An 18,359-nucleotide genomic window follows, 5' to 3' on the forward strand; every position below is an offset into this window, starting at 1 on the left:
CGCGGGCCCGTACCGGTCGGGCACGGACGGTGATCCGGACCGTATCGCGGCTAACGTCGCGGCGATGGAAGCGTGCGTGATGCCGCTGTACGACGCCGGGCACCTGCCCGTGCTGGGCGAATGGCTCGCGTTGCCGACGGTGCGCCTGGCCGGATCGCAGGCGCCGGGGGACGCCGTGTTCGACGCCCTGTTCCACCCGCATGCGCAGCGCCTGCTGGAGCGGTGCGACGCCGTCCTGCGTATCGGGGGCGCGTCGGAAGGGGCGGACCTGATGGTGGCGACGGCGCAGAAGCTGGGCAAGCGTGTGTTCGCGTCTATGGAAGAGATTCCACCCGCGCCCAGCCTTGGTACAATCACATCACCATGAACAAGACTGCCATCTCCCTCGTGCTGGGCGCGACGCTGGTCGCATCGCTGTCCGCCTGCAGCAGCAAGACGTCGGCCAACGAAAAGAACTTCGGCCTCACCGTCTCCCAGTATTTCGACAAGAAAGGCGACCTGTGCCTGGATCCCATCAAATGGCCGGTCGACGTGTATGAAACCGACATCCGCCAGCAGAAGATGTACCCGGACGGCGTGGCCGGCCAGATGTCGGCGCTGGAATCCGTCGGCCTCGCCAGGAGCGAGGACGTGGAATTACCCGGCGCCATCGTCAATGGCAAGGCGAGCGGGGTGAAGGTCAAGCGCTACACGATGGCCGATGCCGCGAAGCCCTACCTGCACGCGAACGCCGGGAAGCAGCCGCGCATCTGCTGGGGCCGCAAGTCGCTGAGCAAGGTGCTCCGCTGGGCGGACCCGGCCAAGGTCGGCGACCACGAGGAAACCAGCGTGATCTACACCTATCAGCTGTCGAACGTGGCCGAGTGGGCCCGGAAGCCGCAGGTCAAGGAAGCGTTCCCCGAAGTCGGGCGGAACGTCGACGGCGAGCGCTCCCAGAAGGAAAAACTGTACGTCAAGCTGACGCCGAATGGCTGGGAAGCGCTCGGCCTCAACGACTAGCGGCGCAGCTGCGCGAGAATGCCCAGCGCGCCGCGCGCCATCTTCACCGCCGACAGGGCCGACGTGACGAGCCCGGCCAGGCGCTTGCGGCGCATGAGGACGAGCCCCAGCACGGCACCGGCCGCGCCCAGCACGAGCTTGCGGTTGGCGGCGACATAGCCCATGACCGGATGCCCGGCCAGTGCATTCGACGGACGCAGCGCCTTCAGCTCGTAGGCGAGGCCCACGCGCTGTTCGGCGCATTGTTCGATCAGGGCCGCGCGGCGGGTGGCGAGATCAGGCTTGTTCATCGGTTGCCTCCGCATGATGTTGGGCCAGGCCATGGCGCAGGTAGTCGACGTCGTTGCGCAGTTCGGCCAGCGTGGCCGAGAGCAGCGGCGCTTCCGCGGTCATGCTGGCGCGGACTTTCATGAGGATGATGCCGGCCAGCGCGCCGAACAGGACGGCCATGCCGCCGACGGCCTGCAGGCGGTACGTGTCCCAGAAGATGGCGATGACGAACAGCGCGGCCAGCAGGAGGGCGCCGGCCGCGAGGAACACGGCCAGCAGGGTCCACGCGAGGTGGCCCAGCAGGCGGCGTGCGTCTTCCTGGAATTCGAGCGCGGCCAGTTCCAGCCGCGTGCCCGCCATCGCGACGAGAGTCGCACCGATCCGGCCTGCCGCCGCGAAGACGCCAGCCATCATTACTTACGGGCGATCAGCATGCCGATCACGACACCGACTGCGGTGCCCAGGCCGACGGCCTTCCACGGATTCTCCTTGACGTATTCGTCGGTGGCCTTGGCGGCGACCTTGGCTTTTTCGACCGCGGCTTCTTCCAGGCGGACGATGTCTTCCTTGGCCTTGACCAGGGTGCGCTCGAACTTGACCTTGGCGGCCTTGAATTCTTCGCCGGTCAGGTGGCCGCTGTGGCGCAGCCACGCTTCCGCGTCCTGGACGACGGTCTTCAGGTCGGACAGCAACTGGTCGCGGGCGCCGGACTGGGTCGGGATTTTTTCCATCATTGGGGGAACCTCTCGTTATGGGTTATTCAAGGGACAATATTATCCTAATGCATAGTCTAACGCGACGCCAGCAAACACGGCCGCACCCAACCAATTGTTGTGGTTGAACGCGGCAAAACACTTCATGCGGTCGCGGCCGCGGATCAGGGTGTAGTGGTAGACGGCCATCCCGGCCGCGACGGCGATGCCCGCCACGAACCACCAGCGCAGGCCCAGCGACCAGCCGCACACGAGGTCGATGAGGAGCGTGGCCGCGTAGCTCACCATGATCGCGGCGACGTCGTAGCGGCCGAACGTGATGGCGGACGTGCGGATGCCGATGACGAGGTCGTCGTCGCGGTCGACCATGGCGTATTCGGTGTCGTAGGCCAGCGACCAGAACACGTTGGCGACCAGCAGCCACCACGCGACGGCCGGGACGTGGTCCTGCACGGCTGCGAACGCCATCGGGATGCCGAAGCCGAACGCGATGCCGAGGTAGGCCTGCGGCAGCGCGAAGAAGCGCTTGAAATACGGATAGCTGCCCGCGACGATCACGGCCACGACGGAGAGCTGCTTCGTCAGCGTGTTCAGCGGCAGGATCAGCAGGAACGAGACGACCGCGAGCACGGCCGCCACCATCAGCGCTTCCCAGCCCTTGATGCGTCCGCTCGTCAGCGGGCGGTCGACCGTGCGCTTGACGTGGCGGTCGAAGTCGCGGTCGGCGTAGTCGTTGATCGCGCAGCCGCTTGATCGCATCAGCGCCGTGCCCACGATGAAGATGGCGAGGATCATCGGATCGGGATGGCCGTTCGATGCCATCCACAAGGCCCACAGCGTGGGCCACAGCAGCAGCAGGATGCCGATGGGCTTGTGGGCCCGGACCAGGCGGAAATAAAGCGCCAGCTTGTTCATTGTGCGTTCGAATTGAAAATCTGCAAGGTCAGGATTGTAGCCTGTCGGGGCGCGCCCGGCTGTACGGCGCAGGACGATACGCGGCGATCATGCGCACGTCGACGATGCACAAGGCATGGCGCACGGGCGCGCTCTACGATGCCGGCTTCGGATCAAGGAGAATGCATATGCGATGCGTAACCATGGTGGTGGCCGGAATCGGACTTGGAAGCTGCCTGCTCGCGCAGGCCGGCGGGCAGGAGCAGGGCGCGTGGACGGAGGCGCGGTCGCTGCGCGAGCTCCCGGCCGGCATCCAGGCGCTGCTGGGCGTGGGACTCGGGCTCGCGGGCATCGCCGACCGGGGCGGCGATTTCAGCGAGACCGACGCCAGCGACGACAGCATGCCGCGCCGCCGCTTCGTGCTCGGGGTCGTGAACGGCGGCACGGCGCTGATCGCGCTGGAGCAGGGCGGCCGCGTCTATGCCGTGCGCGCCGTCGAATTCAAACAGGAAGGCAGCACGTGGGATGCGGTGCGGTGCGCGCCGCTGGTGTCGGTGCCGCAGCGGGGCGCGGAACTGGTCGGCGCGCTGTCCGGAAAGCAGGCGGGGCCCTGCGGCGGCATCGGCATCCGGACGGACGATGCGGACGCGGCACCCCCTGTGGCCGCGCCGGTCCTGCCCGCGCGCGTCAGGCCGCGGCCTGGAGCGTGACCATCTCGACGCCGGGCAGCCCGCAGTCGGCCACGGCCTTGACGACGGCATCGATGGCGGCGCGGCGCGTAAAACTCTTGCGCCATACGATCACGACGCGGCGCGACGGGACCGGATCCTGGAACGGGACGAAGGTCAGCATGCCGTTCGGATCCTTCATGTCCGGCACGGAGGCGCGCGGCAGCACGGTCAGGCCGATGCCGCTCGCGACCATGTGCCGGATCGTCTCCAGCGACGAGCCCTCGAAGGTGCGCTGCATGCCGTTGCCCGGCGACGAAGAAAAGCGCGCCATCTCCGGGCAGACTTCGAGCACCTGGTCGCGGAAGCAGTGGCCGGCGCCCAGCAGCAGCATCGTCTCGCTCTTGAGGTCCTCGGCCGCGATCTCGGTGCGAGTCGACCACGGGTGGTTCTTCGGCATCGCGACGACGAACGGTTCGTCGTACAGCGCCTGCACGGCCATGCCGTGTTCCGGCAGCGGCAGGGCCATGATCGCGGCGTCCAGCTCGCCCTGGCGCAGCAGGTCGAGCAGTTTTACCGTGAAATTCTCCTGCAGCACGAGCGGCATCTGCGGCACGTTCGCGATCAGGTTTTTCACGAGCGGCGGCAGCAGGTACGGACCGATGGTGTAGATCACACCGAGGCGCAGCGGGCCGGACAGCGGATCCTTGTTCTGCTTGGCCAATTCCTTGATGGCGGCCGTCTGCTCGAGCACGCGCTCGGCCTGGGCGACGATCTGCGCGCCCAGCGGCGTCACGGACACTTCCGAGCCGCCCCGTTCGAACAGCGTGACGCCGAGTTCGTCCTCGAGTTTTTTGATCGCGACGGACAGCGTGGGCTGGGCGACGAAGCAGGCTTCGGCCGCATGCCCGAAATGGCGGGCGCGTGCGACGGCGACGATGTATTTCAGTTCGGTCAGTGTCATGGGATCGGAGTTGATTGAACGGCCGTGTTCTCGAAGACACGTTTGCCTGCCTTTTAAGCAGTCTGTCACTATTTTACCGGTAAAGCCATGGATATAATGGCCGGGCAGGCGATGTTGCCTTGCGTTAATAGGAAGACATCCATGTCCTCGACCTTCGGCCCGGCGGAAGCCCAGGCTTATATGCACAAGCTGCTCGCGGTCATGCACCAGCAGGGCGGCTCCGACCTGTTCATCTCGGCCGACTTTCCGCCCAGCATGAAGCATCAGGGCGCCATGAAACCCCTGAGCCAGCAGCGCCTGACGGGCGACATCACGCGCGCGCTGTCCCTCTCCCTCATGAACGAGCGGCAGCGGGCCGAGTTCGAAGCCGAGATGGAATGCAATTTCGCGATTTCCCTGCCGGGCGTGTGCCGGTTCCGCGTGAACGTGTTCGTGCAGCAGCAGAGCGTGGGCATGGTCGTGCGGACCATCGCATCCGAAATCCCGAACTTCGAAAAACTCGACCTGCCCGAGGTCTTGAAAGACGTCGTGATGACGAAGCGGGGCCTCGTGCTCGTCGTCGGCGGCACGGGTTCCGGCAAGTCGACGACCTTGGCGGCGATGATCGATTACCGCAACAGCAACTCGGCCGGCCACATCATCACGGTCGAGGATCCCGTCGAATACGTTCACAAGAACAAGAGCTGCCTGATCACGCACCGCGAGGTGGGCGTCGACACGCTGTCGTGGCACAACGCGCTGAAGAACACGCTGCGCCAGGCGCCGGACGTGATCCTGATCGGTGAGATCCGCGACACGGAAACGATGGAACACGCGATCGCGTTCGCCGAAACGGGTCATTTGTGCCTCGGCACGCTGCACGCGAACAACGCGAACCAGACGATGGACCGCATCATCAACTTCTTCCCGGAAGAGCGGAGGAATCAATTGCTGATGGACTTGTCGTCGAACCTGCGCGCCATCGTCTCGCAGCGCCTCGTCCGCACGGAAGATGGCAAGGGGCGCAAGGCTGCCATCGAGATCCTGCTGAACACGCCGACGATCGGCGAGATGATCCTGAAGGGCAACTTCCAGAGCATCAAGGAGATCATGCACAAGTCGCGCGAGCTGGGCATGTGCACGTTCGACCAGGCGCTCTTCGAACTCTACAACAAGGGCTACATCAGCTACGACGAAGCCATCCGCAACGCCGATTCCGCGAACGGCCTGCGCCTCCAGATCAAGCTGTCGGGAGAAAGAAAAGCGCCGGGGGAGGGCGGCGGTGCCGCGAAGCCGGCCGAGCTGTCCATGTTGATCGACGAGCCGGAAGAGGAACCGCCGGCCGCAAGTTAAAATGCACGCCATGGCTACCTTCGAACAAAAACTCTGCACCCGCGCCACCTTGCCGCAACGCATCGCCGAACTGCCGAAACCCGTCGTGCTGACGAACGGCGTGTTCGACATTTTGCACCGCGGCCACGTGACGTATCTCGCCCAGGCCCGCGAACTGGGCGCGTCGCTCGTCGTCGCCGTCAACACGGACGCGTCCGTGAAACGCCTGGGTAAAGGTGACGACCGCCCGCTAAACACGCTGGCCGACCGCATGGCCGTGCTCGCCGCGCTGGAATCCGTCAGCCTCGTCGTGGAATTCGACGAGGACACGGCGCTGGAAGTCGTCCAGGAAGCCCGTCCGGACATCTATGCCAAGGGCGGCGACTACGTGATGAGCGCCATTCCGGAAGGGAAGGAAGTGATCGCCTACGGCGGCAAGGCCGTCGCGATCGATTTCGCGCACGACCGCTCGACGACGAAGCTCGTCGCGAAGATTCGGCAGTTCGGCTGATCGGGAATTAGCCGCGTCCCGCATGGTCGAATGAGTATTCCGACGGGATACTCATGACGACGATGTTCGCCGTCTTACCGGAAGAGCGCCAGGCCATGAGGGCCAGGCTAGGCCGGCATGCCCACGGAAGAGCGCGAACGGCATCTACAAATGATGCAGCAGATGTGTCACTGATCGGCATCATCGGCAGGCCGATGCGCTGGGTTGTTGCGACCAGCGGCACTCTCTATCGCGCCGATGAAACGCCCAGATAATTTCCGAGTAAACCAACAATCATCGACGCCCGCCGGGCTGTAAATCGCGCGGCAGTGGATCGAGAGGCAGAGCCCTACGGGCTACAGGTCTGCCGATGTCATTCAACTTTCTCCAATTACCAATAGTTCTGGCGTTCTGGCGCCTCTTCGGCATTTCCTGGCTGGGTTTCGCTCTGCATCATTAATTTGATCCGGCAAACTGCGTTCGCTGTTTTATCGATCGGCCCAAGCATTAAAAATATTGATAATTCTCGCCCCTGATTTCTAACGCAATGTAACTTCTTGATCGCTTTTTCACCAAGATTTTTATGCTGATGTTTATCGTGTGCTACTGGACAAGACACAGATGCTGTTGTTAAACTTTCCGCCGTTAAATTTATATAACTTGAACAAATCAAATTGCGCGGACGAATATTCGACCTGATTGCAGACTAACTGCCATTGCCGGCAATTAGTTAATTTGAGTTTTCAGATTGCAATAAATAGAGAAATTTTGCAACATTAGTTTAGATTACTTCAATGCGAAAAGGCAGGGTGCCACGTTTCGGCAGGGGCATATGGCGTCTTGTTCGACTCCTCGATCTCACCGCAGTATTCGCGGTTATTTTCTCGTGACGACGGCCCAAAAGCTCAATTCATGCCCAATAAGCATGGGGCCACAGAATAATTGTCATGCGATTTCGAGTGCGGTGTCGAGTTACTGTCTGACGATCCTGATATCGCTCTAAAGGGGATGCAGAGCAAGCTGCTGAATAATGGACTAACTAGCAGAATGATTGAGATATCGCCCCCGATGTCGACCTTTACGCGCTTTACCTGCGTTGCCTCCAATCCTACCAATCGATACCGTTGACATGAACTCGCGCGATCTCGCCGGAGCGTTCCTAAGTGCGCTCACCCAAACCAACCGCCCGATTCGTCTTCGTCTGGAAGGCGAGCGAAAGCTCCTGGATGATGTACTGCTGGTCAAGCGCGTTGTCGGGAACGAGTCCATGTGCGGGGGCTTCGAATATCGCCTGCAATGCGTATCAGCCCAGTCCGGACTGGCATTGAAGGATTTCATCGCACTGCCGATTGAACTGCAACTGGTCACCGACCGGGGTGAATTGCGCTCTGTCTGCGGCGTCGTCACGCATGCGTTCGCGGGACAAAGCGACGGCGGGTTGGCCACGTATCAGCTGGTTGCACGTGATGCGCTCGCAATCATGGAACAACGCGTCAACACACGAGTTTTCCGAAACAAGAACGAAGTCGACGTTGCACTGGCGATTCTCGACGAATGGAAGCAGACGAACGCTGTCCTCGCGAAAGCATTCGATGTTGACACGGCCCAGTTACGGGGGAGTTACCCGGCCCGCGAATTCATCATGCAGCACAATGAATCGGACGCTGCCTTTCTGCGTCGTTTGTGGAAGCGCCAAGGCATTGCGTGGTTCATGCGGCCGGGGCGGGCAAGCCAGGACGACAGCAACGACATGCCGGCCCACACGCTGGTGTTATTCGACGACGCAACCGGGCTGGCTCAGAATTCCGCCGGCATCGTGCGCTACCACCGCGATCACGCTACCGAATCACGGGACAGTATCACTACCTGGACCGCCATGCGTAGCCTGAAACCCGGAGGCGTTACGCGCCACAGCTGGGACTACGCAAGCGTCCGTCTCATGGAAACGCAGGCGCTGACGACCATGCAGCAAGGACCGATGGGGGACCAGCTCGCTGCCGGCATCGACGAATACGTGGTCGATGTGCCTCACGCTGGCGACGACATGAACGATTACCGCCGTTTGGGCGACCTTCGCATGCGTCGACACGAGTACGAAGCGAAGTGCTTCCACGGCGAAAGCGGCGTACGTGACCTGTGCGTCGGCGAATGGATTGGACTGTCCGGCCACCCGGAAATCGACACGCATCCGAGCGATGAGAGACAGTTCGTGATTACCGAGCTCTCGGTCCTGGCTGACAGTAACTTGCCCAAAGCGGTCGACGAGAAAATCCAACGGCTGTTCTCAGCCAATGGATGGCAAACGGAACTGTCAACCTCTACTCTGCTCCAGGCCAATGAAGAACGCGAAGTACGCTACAGCAATCGGTTCACGTGCGTACGTCGCGGCATTCCGATTGTGCCGTCGTTCGATCCTCGCACTGATCTGCCGGTAGCAACGTTACAGAGCGCGTTGGTTGTCGGTCCGGACGGCGAGGAAGTGCATTGCGACGCAATGGGTCGGGTCAAGATCCGTTTTCCGGCAACCCGGCAACAAGACCACGCAGGCGCCGGCGCGAGCGACACCGACAGCGATTCCGCCTGGGTGCGGGTCGTCAGCACGTGGGCGGGTGGTCAGCGCGGTGCATTCACACTGCCGCGGGTTGGCGATGAAGTGATCGTCGATTTCCTCGGTGGCGATCCTGACAAGCCGCTTATTGTTGGCCAGGTCTACAACGGCGCGGCATTGCCGCCCAAATTCAACCATACCGGCACCCTACCGGAGAACAAATATCTATCCGGTATCAAGAGCAAGGAAGTGCAAGGGGGCCGCCTGAACCAGCTTCGTCTGGACGATACGCCCGAGCAAATCAGCGCACAGCTTGCGAGCGAGCACGGCTACAGCGAGTTGAACCTGGGCTGGCTGACACACCCACGGCAGGGCGGCAAAGCCCGTCCCCGAGGTGAAGGAGCAGAACTGCGCAGTGATAACTCGGTCGTCATCCGCTCGGCCCAGATGTTGCTGTTGACGACGCAGGCCATGCTGCGAGCACAGGGCGATCAACTGGAACGCGGCATGCTTCAAGGACTGCTTGAGAGCTCGCAGGCACTCCTGAAGGAGTTGGGGGAGTTTGCTGAACAGAATCAGGCCATGGCCGTGGACCAGGAACCACACAAGGACCTGAACGAGAACTTGCGGAATGCCGAGAAAGGCACCAACACGCAGAGCGGCGGGGAAGTCGACACCGCTTCGCCGCTTATCGCGCAATACGCACACGGCGGTTTCCTCAGCGCAACCCCTTATTCTTCCGTTAGCTATAGCGGCCAACAGCACAATGTGATCGCACAACAGAACATCCAGGCGGTCGCGGGTGAGCGCGTCAACATTAATGCTCGACAGGGTATCTCACTCTTCTCGCAGAAGAACGGGATGAAGTACATCGCGCACACCGGAAAAGTCGACATCCAGGCACAACACGACAGCATTGGTATTGCCGCGGGAAACGACATGACGATTACCGCGAGTGAAGGCGAGATTACGATTGCTGCCCAAAAGAGCATCAGTCTGATTTGTGGTGGCGCATACATCAAGATAGCGGACGGCAAAATCGAACTGGGTTGCAGTGGCGATTTCACTGTCAAGGCAGGCATGCACAAATGGGATGGCCCAGGCCGGATGTCGTTCGATCTACCGCACTTCTCTGGTGAAGGAAAACCGCCGGCACAATGGATCGGTCTGGACTATCGGGATGCCGACACCGGAGAGGGAGTCGATGGAGCGGAATACGAAATCCATTTCGACAAGGGACCCGTCTTGAATGGAACGCTGGACGCAAACGGCAAGACCCGACGGGAAAACGTCGCCAACAAGCCCGTGAAAAAAGTGATTTATAAGCCGCGCACGGCGGGAACGGATAAGCCAGCAGCACCGCTGAGCGATTTGTTGCAAGAATAAAGCATAACGAATATCGACAATATTGGTAGCGAGCATACTGAATGGCTGAAGTCAATACAACACAAATGCGCGACGCCTTGGCATGGGCGACAAATGACAGGGAAAAAGCCAAGGAGCCGAGTACGAATCCAATCGTATGGTTCTGGGAGGCGATCGAGGGCGACTTCAACGAAGATCGATCGACCGCCCAACTGCTCACCGACGCGGCAATTTCGATGATTCCGTTAGTCGATCAAATTTGCGACCTACGCGATCTCATAGCAAACTGCAAAAAGCTCAGTCATGATTACAAGGACAAGGCGGCATGGCTGGCTTTGGTCCTGACCCTTATTGGCCTGTTTCCGACACTCGGCTCATTGCTCAAGGGTGTACTCAAAATCATCTTTGCGCACGTCAGGCGTGCCGGCATCGACCAGGCGGCAAAGGCTGTCGAAAGGGGAATGTCGTGGGTGATCGTATATTTGCGAAGGGAAGAGGTTCAAAAATACATCAAGGCCCGCAAAATCGATCGCCTGTTTGCATGGCTTGCAACTGGCGTTAAAGAACTTCGCGGTCGGGTAAATACCAAGGCGCTGCTCGCCGCATTTGATACGGGAATTTCTGCGCTTGAGGGGATGGTTAACAAGGTCAGGCTTGTACCGACCATCTATCGCAAAGCCAAGGCTGCATTGGAGCAGGCCAAAGCGATACGGTTGGCGGCTAACCAGCACATGGAAGAGACGCTGAAACCTGTCCACGATATATTGACCACGATTATATTGAACCTGGAGCGCCGAACTCTCGAGAGAGAGCATGCAATCTTAAATGCGAGCAATATTCACTTCTGTGGTGCGCTTCCGGAAGCGGATGCGATCACCTTGATGCGGCAACATCAGCCGCCATGGTTAAGTAAAACCGGTGATAAGTTTATTGATCCAGCACAGGTCATAGATTATCAAGGCAAGGTAGACAACCTTTCAGCGAAACTTGACGCAGCTGGCAATCCTCGGCCGAAAGAAGATATTTTTCCTCACTTATCCGAGCAAAATATCCGGTCCTTCCATACTCTACAGGCGCACACAATCAAAGGTCCTGCTCGTCTGTATCGCATCCTTGCTCCGAACAGTCGTGGCATGAGCGATTGTTGGGTGTCAGAAGAGGTCTTCAATAAATTGCAGAATTCTCCTAATCCAAAGGAGGCTTGGCGTCGATATTTGGCCGTTTGGCCGGATTGGAACGTCAACGGGCAATTCGTCATCTACGATGTAAAAGCAGGCGAATCATTGAATGTCTGGCGTGGTCCGGCTTCAAGCCAAAAAAAGGATGGGCTTGTAGGTAACTTCCTCGAGGGCGGTTGGGAGCAAATTGTTTTTAAGATCGAACGTAGCGACCCGGGCAACGACACGATGATGTATTATGAGTTGCTGAAAAGTCCCAAAGGTACGACACTGGGCCCGCCACTGACCCAGGCTCACATCAACCACGTTACGGCATCGATGAATAAGTCTGAAAAAGATAAATTTCTTGCCCGGCACATTGGGCTGCGCCTGCAAATTAATCATCCAAACATTAGTGGACCGTTTGATACCGGATGGGGATACACAGAATTCGACGGAGTCTGGACGTCAGACAAAATTGGCCTGCCGGCTCTGCCTGGACAGACAACTGCAATTGCTAAGAGGGCGATATGAGCACACCAAGAGATCAATTTTCGTTATCGGCATGGCACAAGGCTCAGGCGGCCATGCTTTACCATTACGCCTCGCTGGACTACTTGAAAGGCTTGCACCAAATGGTGAGTGAACTAATGGATGGCGAGATTGATCCGTTAATCAATCTAGCGAGGGCGCAGGGACGGGATGCCGTATTGATGGATGCACGGTGGGGTAACAGGAATACCGTGCAGAATTGGGCAAACAGTGCGTGGCCTTTTTTAAGCGATTTTCGACAATCGCTTACAAGAGACATCGCGATGCGCACCACGGACCAATATAAAATCACTGGTGCCAACCAATGCTTACGCGGCTTGAATGAGTTCTCAATGAATTGGGCAACACCAGATGAAGAGGCGAAGGTTCAGTCAATATTGCAAAAAATAGGTCGTTACGCAAATAAAATTGACGATACGTTAAATGATTGGCCAACTAGTCGATGGCGCGATTTCAACTTTGCATATTATTATTCAGAATTTTCGGCGCAGTTTCCACGCATTCCGAAGTTTCGCGTTCGTACGGATGTGACGGCGGAAAGTTCCAAGACGCCGCCACGCACTGGAGTTTACGTTTCATCAGATGATCCCAATGCCGCGTTACAATTTGCGTGGAACGGAGGCGGGGGTGGAAAACTTCGTCCAGCGTCTACGTTCAATCAGATCGGTCTGGATGCTCTCCAGCAGGTCGGCCGAAGAGATCTTTGGTTCGATGAAGGGAAGATGCTCGCGTTTGTCCAATCGCAGAAATATGCACCGTTATTCGCAAACGAGATAGTGATTGACGGCAAGCCGGCCCCATCCCTTGCTTCACCGGCAGTAGCACGGTCCGCTTTTACCGCGGCCCCTTCGCATTGGTATTTCGTCGAAATCATCAATGACGAATTCGAAGACATCGCCGTTGTCAGCGAAGATGATAGCCGCACCATAAACACTCCAGAACGTTTGCGCGTCGAAGGAGGTCATACCTGCGCGCGTGCTGGATATTGGTTCACGCCAGCAAAAGCAGGATCACGTCGTTACTTCAAGGACGGTGAAATCATGCCAGCCTTCGGCACGGATTACGGCGTTACATTCTGGCAATGGGACGAGAATCAGCAATAAAGTTATTCGTCACTAGAGCGTGTTAAATGTTAGTCCCATTTGATCGGAAATGCGTTAATTAATCATTCTGTGCGCTGCTTCTGCCATTCCTTGAGGGCCGGGATAGGCGTTTTTGCGTCGAGCGCACTTTGCGGATGTGGCGGTAGTACGGCTCAAATAGTTCATCAAGGTCGCTTCCAGGTCGGCCTTGCTGTCGAAGCGGGTCTGCTGTAGCAGTTCGTTGATGCGACCATCAAGGCGTTCAACCATACCGTCCGTTTGTGGATGACGGCAATACCAAGCGACGTTCGACGGCGATCGAGGCGTAGCTTCGTCGAAGGCGTGCTTGCCGCTGGGTTTCTTGTCTTCGGTGGCGAAACAGTCGGTGACTTGCGAGCCGTCATCGGTCAACATCCTGTTGTCTACCGATCCAAGGGCGACATGTCTTCGCGCTTGAGTCACTTCGCGTCCGTCGTCCGCATGATGCCGAAGACCTTCTCCGTATGACGATTCGACAGGCCAGAGTACTTGATTTCCTGCCGGACTTTCGGGGTTGTGTTTGATACCGGATGGAGTTACACAGAATTTGACGAAGTCTGGAGGTCGGACAAAATAAGCTTGCCAGCGCTGCCTGGGCAAGTGACAGCAATTGCAAAGGGGGCGATGTGAGCACACCAGGAAATCAACTTTCATTATCGGCATGGCACAAGGTTCAGGCGGCCATGCTTTATCATTACGCCTCGCTGGACTACTTGAAAGGCTTGCATCAAATGGTGAGCGAATTAATGGATGGTGAGATTGATCCATTAATAAATCTAGCGAGGGCGCAGGGACGGGATGCCGTATTGAGGGATACACGGTGGGGCGACAGAAATACCGTGCAGAACTGGGCAAACGGCGCGTGGCCTTTTTTAAGAGATTTTCAACAATCGCTCACAAGAGACATCGCTTTGCGCACCATAGATCAATATAAAATCACTGGCGCCAATCAGTGCCTACGTGGCCTGGATGAATTCTCAATGAACTGGGCAACACCGGATGAAGAAGAGAAAATTCAGTCAGTATTAAAAGAGATAAGTCGTTATGCAATGAATATAGACTATACCATGGATGATTGGCCAAAAAGCCGGTGGGACGATTACGGCTTCGCATATAACTATCCTGAATTTTCGGTTCAGTTTCCACGCATCCCGAAATTTCGGGTGCGTACCGACGTGACGGCGGAAAGTTCCAAAGCTCCCCCCCGTACTGGAGTTTACGTCTCTTCAGATGATCCCCATGCCGCGTTGCAATTTGCATGGACCGGTGGCGGGGGCGGCAAACTTCGTCCCGCATCCACGTTCAACGAGATCGGCCTTGATGCCCTCCAGTACGTCGGCCGAAAGGATCTTTGGTTTGATCAAGCAAAGATGTTGGCATTTGTCCAATCGCAGAAGTACGCGCCGTTGCTTGCCCGTGAGGTGGTGATTGATGGCAAGCCGAATCCATACCTTGCTCCCTCAGCGGTGGCATGTTCCGCCTTTACTGATATCCCTTCAAATTGGTATTTCGTCGAAATCATCAATGACGAATTCGAAGACATCGCCGTTGTCAGCGAAGATGATAGCCGCACCATAAACACTCAAGAACGTTTGCGCGTCGAAGGAGGTCACGCCTTTGTGCGTGCCGGATATTGGTTCACGCCAGCAAAAGCAGGATCACGTCGTTACTTCAAGGACGGTGAAATCATGCCAGCCTTCGGCACGGATTACGGCGTTACGTTCTGGCAGTGGGACGAGAATCAGCTATAAAGTTATTCGTTACTAGAAAGTTAAATGTCCAGTCCCATTTGATCGGAAATGCGATTGACCAATCATTCTGTGCGCTGTTTCTGCCATTCCTTGAGGGGCGGAGTAGGGGTTTTTGCGTCGAGATTACGGTGCGGAATGTGGTGGTAGTACGGCTTCAAATAGTTCATCAAGGTCGCTTCCAGGTCGGCCTCGCTGTCGTAGCGGGTCTGCTGTAGCCGTTCGTTGATGCGACCATCAAGGCGTTCAACCATACCGTCCGTTTGTGGATGACGGCAATGTCAAGCGGCGTTCGACGGTGATTGAGGCGCAGCCTCGTCGAAGGCGTGCTTGCCGCTGGGTTTCTTGTCTTCGGTGGCGAAACAGTCGGTGACTTGCGAGCCGTCATCGGTCAACGTCCTGTTGTCTACCGATCCAAGGGCGACATGTCTTCGCGCTGGAGTCACTTCCGTCCGTCGTCCGCATGATACCGAAGACCTTCTCCGCATGACGATCCGACAGGCCAGAGTACTTGATTTCCTGCCGGACTTTCGGCGTTGTGTTTGATACCGGATGGAGTTACACAGAATTTTACGAAGTCTGGAGGTCGGACAAAGTAAGCTTGCCGGCTCTGCCTGGGCAGACAACTGCAATTGCAAAGGGGGCGATGTGAGCACACCAGGAAATCAACTTTCATTATCGGCATGGCACAAGGTTCAGGCGGCCATGCTTTATCATTACGCCTCGCTGGACTACTTGAAAGGCTTGCATCAAATGGTGAGCGAACTAATGGATGGCGAGATTGATCCATTAATAAATCTGGCGAGGGTGCAGGGACGGGATGCTGTATTAAGGGATGCACGGTGGGGCGACAGGAATACCGTGCAGAATTGGACAAACAGCGCGTGGCCTTTTTTAAGCGATTTTCGACAATCCCTCACAAGAGACATCGCCTTACGCACTATGGAACATTATGAAGTCACTGGCGCCAATGAGTGCCTGCGTGGTTTGAATGAATTCTCAATGAATTGGGCAGCGCCGGATGAAGAAGAGAAAATTCAGACAGTATTAAAAGAGATAAGTAATTACGCTAGAAACATAGACTACACAATGGATGATCGGTCGCGCAGCCGATGGACTGATTTTAACTTTGCATATAACTATCCTGAATTTTCGAAACGGTTTCCATGCATCCCGAAATTTTGGGTGCGTACCGACGTGACGGCAGAAAGTTCCAAAGCTCCCCCCCGTACTGGAGTTTACGTCTCATCTGACGATCCCAATGCCGCGTTACAATTTGCATGGACCGGCGGTGGCGGTGGCAAACTTCGTCCCGCATCCACGTTCAATGAGATCGGCCTCGATGCCCTCCAGCAAGTTGGTCGAAAGGACCTTTGGTTTGATGGCGCGAAAATGTTCGCGTTTGTTCAATCGCAGAAATATGCATCGTTCTTCGCAGGCAAGATGATTATTCCTGGCAAGCCGGATCCATACCTCGCCCCCTCACTGGTGGCACGTTCCGCCTTTACTGAAATCTCTTCGAATTGGTATTTCGTCGAAATCATCAATGACGAATTCGAAGACATCGCCGTTGTCAGCGAAGATGATAGCCGCACCATGAACGCCCAAAAACGTTCGCGGGCCGAAGGAGGTCATGCCTGTGTGCGTGCCGGATATTGGTTCACGCCAGCAAAAGCAGGATCACGTCGTTACTTCAAGGACGGTGAAATCATGCCAGCCTTCGGCACGGATTACGGCGTTACGTTCTGGCAGTGGGACGAGAATCAGATGTAAAAGTATTTACGACAAAGACCTACTAAACTGCACAGGAGAACGTCCATGAAAGGCGTGATTCGATTGGGCGATCTGACCAGTCACGGTGGCAAGGTTGTGATCGCATCCGCCACCTCTTTGGTCAACGGCCTTGCCGTTGCACGGCAAGGTGACGCATGTGTCTGCCCCATCCCCGGGCATTCGATATGCGTGATCATTGAGGGTGACCCGTCCGTGTTGATCGGCGGGGTTCCGGTTGCCTTTCACGGCCACAGGACGTCATGCGGTGCAAGCCTTATCTCTTCCGCCTTCACCTCGGGAACACCGTAAATCACGCGTATGGGAGAGTGTCGGGTAAAGACGGCCCGACGGTCCAGCCGCCTTAGCCCCCGCCGGCGTACCCGTTCTGGCGCCACGCCTCGTAGACGACGACGGCCACCGTGTTCGACAGGTTCAGGCTGCGGTTGCCCGGCATCATCGGCAGGCGAATGCGCTGGGCCGGCGGGAACGATTCGCGCAAGGCCGGGTCCAGGCCGCGCGATTCGGCGCCGAACACGAATACGTCGCCCGGGCGGAACGCGGCATCCGCGAACGGCGACGAACCGTGCGTCGTCATCGCGAACATGCGCGTGCGGTCCGGCTGTGCGTCGGCCAGGAAGGCGTCCCAGTTCTTGTGGACCTTCATCGTGGCGTAATCGTGGTAGTCGAGACCGGCGCGGCGCATCTTGGCGTCGTCCAGCGGGAAGCCGAGCGGCTCGACCAGGTGCAGCTGCGCCCCCGTGTTCGCGCACAGGCGGATGATGTTGCCCGTGTTGGGCGGGATCTCGGGTTCGACCAGTACGACGTGAAACAAAATCAATCTCCTCAATTTTGTCATTGCCTCCGCGGCAAATGACTCCCCGGGTAGGCGGGGATCCAGGTTATTTATGGGGCGGCGTGCGCGCAAATACAAAATTCGTCACGCGCGCCGCGCCGAACCGTTTAAAAGTGGCGGCCAGTTCGCCCAGCGTGTGGCCGCTCGTCATCACGTCGTCGACGAGGCCGACGTGGCGGCCTTCGACGAGGTCCGGATCCTCCACGGCGAACGCGCCGTGCACATTCTTCGCCCGCACGCTCGGCGCGACGCCCGACTGCGCCGGCGTGTCGAGCGTGCGCAGCGCCAGCGCCGGATGACATGCTACCCCGAGCGCCGCCGCCAGGGGCCGCGCGATTTCCAGCGCCTGGTTGAAGCCGCGTTCGACGAGCCGGCCCGGCCCCAGCGGGACCGGGCACAGCAAATCGGGCAGCGGCAGGCCGGGGCGGGCCAGCACGGCATCGCGGATCTGGCGCGCGAACCAGGGCGCGAGCGCGAGGCGGGCGCCGAATTTTAATTGAAGCACGAGCTGGTCGAGTGGAATTGCGTAATCGACGGCGGCGATCGTGGCGTCGAAGGCCGGTGGGTCGCGCAGGCAGGAGCCGCAAATGTTATCGTCGTGCTCGCGCTTATCAACGTCGTCCCCGCGCAGGCGGGGATCCAATTTTTCATGCGTCGTCGGCAGCGCGAAATCGGGCTCCCGCCTGCGCGGGAGCGACGGTTCTTGTGCCGCATGTAGCGCAAACCCCGGCATCGGGTTCGCACACTGCCCGCAACGCACCCGCCGCACCCCCGCATACGCATCCCGGCACGCAGTACATACGACGTCGTCGCTGCCGCTCCCGCACAGGGCGCACATCGACGGCATCAGCACGCGCAGCCAATGCCGCAGGGACAAATAACGGGCCGTCATCGTAAGTTCCACCCATCATGTACACTCCCGCCATTATCCCA

18 protein-coding genes and 1 pseudogene are annotated in these 18,359 nt (G+C 58.3%); 10 read left to right on the forward strand and 9 right to left on the reverse strand.

Annotated elements, in window-relative coordinates; all coding sequences use genetic code 11:
* Window positions 1-363: 363 nt before the first annotated feature.
* Complete coding sequence (locus ACEN98_RS20495; RefSeq protein ID WP_413386819.1) at window positions 364-999, forward strand: hypothetical protein; 636 nt, start codon at window positions 364-366, stop codon at window positions 997-999.
* On the opposite strand, the gene ACEN98_RS20500 is transcribed toward ACEN98_RS20495, so the two are convergent.
* Genes ACEN98_RS20500 through ubiA form a run of 4 tightly spaced genes read right to left on the reverse strand, consistent with a single transcriptional unit; the run spans window position 996 to window position 2,897 of the window.
* Window positions 996-1,289, reverse strand: a complete 294-nt coding sequence (locus tag ACEN98_RS20500) for a hypothetical protein (protein ID WP_056122581.1) — start codon at window positions 1,287-1,289, stop codon at window positions 996-998. The two genes, ACEN98_RS20495 and ACEN98_RS20500, sit on opposite strands and share 4 nt — an antisense overlap.
* Entirely contained in the window at window positions 1,276-1,683 is a 408-nt protein-coding gene (locus ACEN98_RS20505; protein ID WP_413386821.1) for a phage holin family protein, read from the reverse strand. The genes ACEN98_RS20500 and ACEN98_RS20505 overlap by 14 nt, the downstream gene beginning before the upstream one ends.
* Window positions 1,683-2,003, reverse strand: coding sequence for a DUF883 family protein (locus ACEN98_RS20510; protein ID WP_413337132.1), 321 nt, complete (start codon window positions 2,001-2,003; stop codon window positions 1,683-1,685). The genes ACEN98_RS20505 and ACEN98_RS20510 overlap by 1 nt, the downstream gene beginning before the upstream one ends.
* A gap of 39 nt (window positions 2,004-2,042) precedes the next feature.
* Window positions 2,043-2,897: a 4-hydroxybenzoate octaprenyltransferase gene (ubiA, locus tag ACEN98_RS20515; protein ID WP_413386823.1), complete on the reverse strand. Its 855-nt coding sequence runs from the start codon at window positions 2,895-2,897 to the stop codon at window positions 2,043-2,045.
* Between the two features lie 167 nt (window positions 2,898-3,064).
* Here ubiA and ACEN98_RS20520 point away from each other — a divergent pair, with 167 nt between their 5' ends.
* Window positions 3,065-3,586 carry a hypothetical protein gene (locus tag ACEN98_RS20520; RefSeq protein WP_413386825.1) on the forward strand — a complete coding sequence of 174 codons (522 nt, stop codon included), beginning with the start codon at window positions 3,065-3,067 and terminating at the stop codon, window positions 3,584-3,586.
* Here the strand turns inward: ACEN98_RS20520 and ACEN98_RS20525 are convergent.
* On the reverse strand, window positions 3,564-4,508 hold the full coding sequence (locus ACEN98_RS20525; protein ID WP_413386827.1) for a hydrogen peroxide-inducible genes activator: 945 nt from the start codon (window positions 4,506-4,508) through the stop codon (window positions 3,564-3,566). The two genes, ACEN98_RS20520 and ACEN98_RS20525, sit on opposite strands and share 23 nt — an antisense overlap.
* Window positions 4,509-4,649: 141 nt before the next feature.
* On the opposite strand from ACEN98_RS20525, the gene ACEN98_RS20530 reads away from it, so the two are divergent.
* The 5 genes from ACEN98_RS20530 to ACEN98_RS20550 all read left to right on the forward strand — a co-directional run bounded on the left by ACEN98_RS20530 (window position 4,650) and on the right by ACEN98_RS20550 (window position 13,034).
* Window positions 4,650-5,840, forward strand: a complete 1,191-nt coding sequence (locus tag ACEN98_RS20530) for a PilT/PilU family type 4a pilus ATPase (RefSeq protein WP_413386829.1) — start codon at window positions 4,650-4,652, stop codon at window positions 5,838-5,840.
* Between the two features lie 10 nt (window positions 5,841-5,850).
* A complete protein-coding gene (gene rfaE2 / locus ACEN98_RS20535) occupies window positions 5,851-6,330 on the forward strand; it encodes a D-glycero-beta-D-manno-heptose 1-phosphate adenylyltransferase (RefSeq protein ID WP_413386831.1) in 480 nt (159 codons plus the stop codon).
* A 1,108-nt stretch (window positions 6,331-7,438) separates the two neighbouring features.
* Window positions 7,439-10,243, forward strand: coding sequence for a type VI secretion system Vgr family protein (locus ACEN98_RS20540; protein ID WP_413386833.1), 2,805 nt, complete (start codon window positions 7,439-7,441; stop codon window positions 10,241-10,243).
* Between the two features lie 41 nt (window positions 10,244-10,284).
* Entirely contained in the window at window positions 10,285-11,913 is a 1,629-nt protein-coding gene (locus ACEN98_RS20545) for a hypothetical protein (protein WP_413386834.1), read from the forward strand.
* Window positions 11,910-13,034: a hypothetical protein gene (locus ACEN98_RS20550; RefSeq protein ID WP_413386835.1), complete on the forward strand. Its 1,125-nt coding sequence runs from the start codon at window positions 11,910-11,912 to the stop codon at window positions 13,032-13,034. Before ACEN98_RS20545 ends, ACEN98_RS20550 begins: the two co-directional genes overlap by 4 nt.
* 54 nt (window positions 13,035-13,088) lie before the next feature.
* Here ACEN98_RS20550 and ACEN98_RS20555 read toward each other — a convergent pair whose 3' ends face one another.
* Window positions 13,089-13,427: a hypothetical protein gene (locus ACEN98_RS20555; RefSeq protein ID WP_413386836.1), complete on the reverse strand. Its 339-nt coding sequence runs from the start codon at window positions 13,425-13,427 to the stop codon at window positions 13,089-13,091.
* A 251-nt stretch (window positions 13,428-13,678) separates the two neighbouring features.
* Between ACEN98_RS20555 and ACEN98_RS20560 the strand changes: the two genes are divergently transcribed.
* Window positions 13,679-14,803, forward strand: a complete 1,125-nt coding sequence (locus ACEN98_RS20560) for a hypothetical protein (protein WP_413386837.1) — start codon at window positions 13,679-13,681, stop codon at window positions 14,801-14,803.
* Window positions 14,804-14,865: 62 nt separating this feature from the next.
* Here ACEN98_RS20560 and ACEN98_RS20565 read toward each other — a convergent pair.
* Window positions 14,866-15,063, reverse strand: a pseudogene (locus ACEN98_RS20565) (IS481 family transposase); the annotation flags it as partial.
* Window positions 15,064-15,448: 385 nt separating this feature from the next.
* Between ACEN98_RS20565 and ACEN98_RS20570 the strand changes: the two are divergent.
* Both ACEN98_RS20570 and ACEN98_RS20575 read left to right on the forward strand, forming a co-directional pair.
* A complete protein-coding gene (locus ACEN98_RS20570) occupies window positions 15,449-16,573 on the forward strand; it encodes a hypothetical protein (RefSeq protein WP_413386838.1) in 1,125 nt (374 codons plus the stop codon).
* Between the two features lie 45 nt (window positions 16,574-16,618).
* Window positions 16,619-16,882 (forward strand): PAAR domain-containing protein, encoded by a 264-nt coding sequence (locus ACEN98_RS20575; protein ID WP_413386839.1) that lies wholly within the window; start codon window positions 16,619-16,621, stop codon window positions 16,880-16,882.
* A gap of 52 nt (window positions 16,883-16,934) precedes the next feature.
* Here the strand turns inward: ACEN98_RS20575 and trmL are convergent, their stop codons facing one another.
* A complete protein-coding gene (gene trmL, locus ACEN98_RS20580) occupies window positions 16,935-17,405 on the reverse strand; it encodes a tRNA (uridine(34)/cytosine(34)/5-carboxymethylaminomethyluridine(34)-2'-O)-methyltransferase TrmL (RefSeq protein WP_413386840.1) in 471 nt (156 codons plus the stop codon).
* A gap of 67 nt (window positions 17,406-17,472) precedes the next feature.
* Window positions 17,473-18,318 carry a double zinc ribbon domain-containing protein gene (locus ACEN98_RS20585; RefSeq protein ID WP_413386841.1) on the reverse strand — a complete coding sequence of 282 codons (846 nt, stop codon included), beginning with the start codon at window positions 18,316-18,318 and terminating at the stop codon, window positions 17,473-17,475.
* Window positions 18,319-18,359 lie beyond the last annotated feature (41 nt).

The sequence above is a fragment of the Massilia sp. CT11-137 genome (assembly GCF_047302885.1).
Classification (GTDB): Bacteria; Pseudomonadota; Gammaproteobacteria; order Burkholderiales; family Burkholderiaceae_D; genus Telluria; species Telluria orientalis.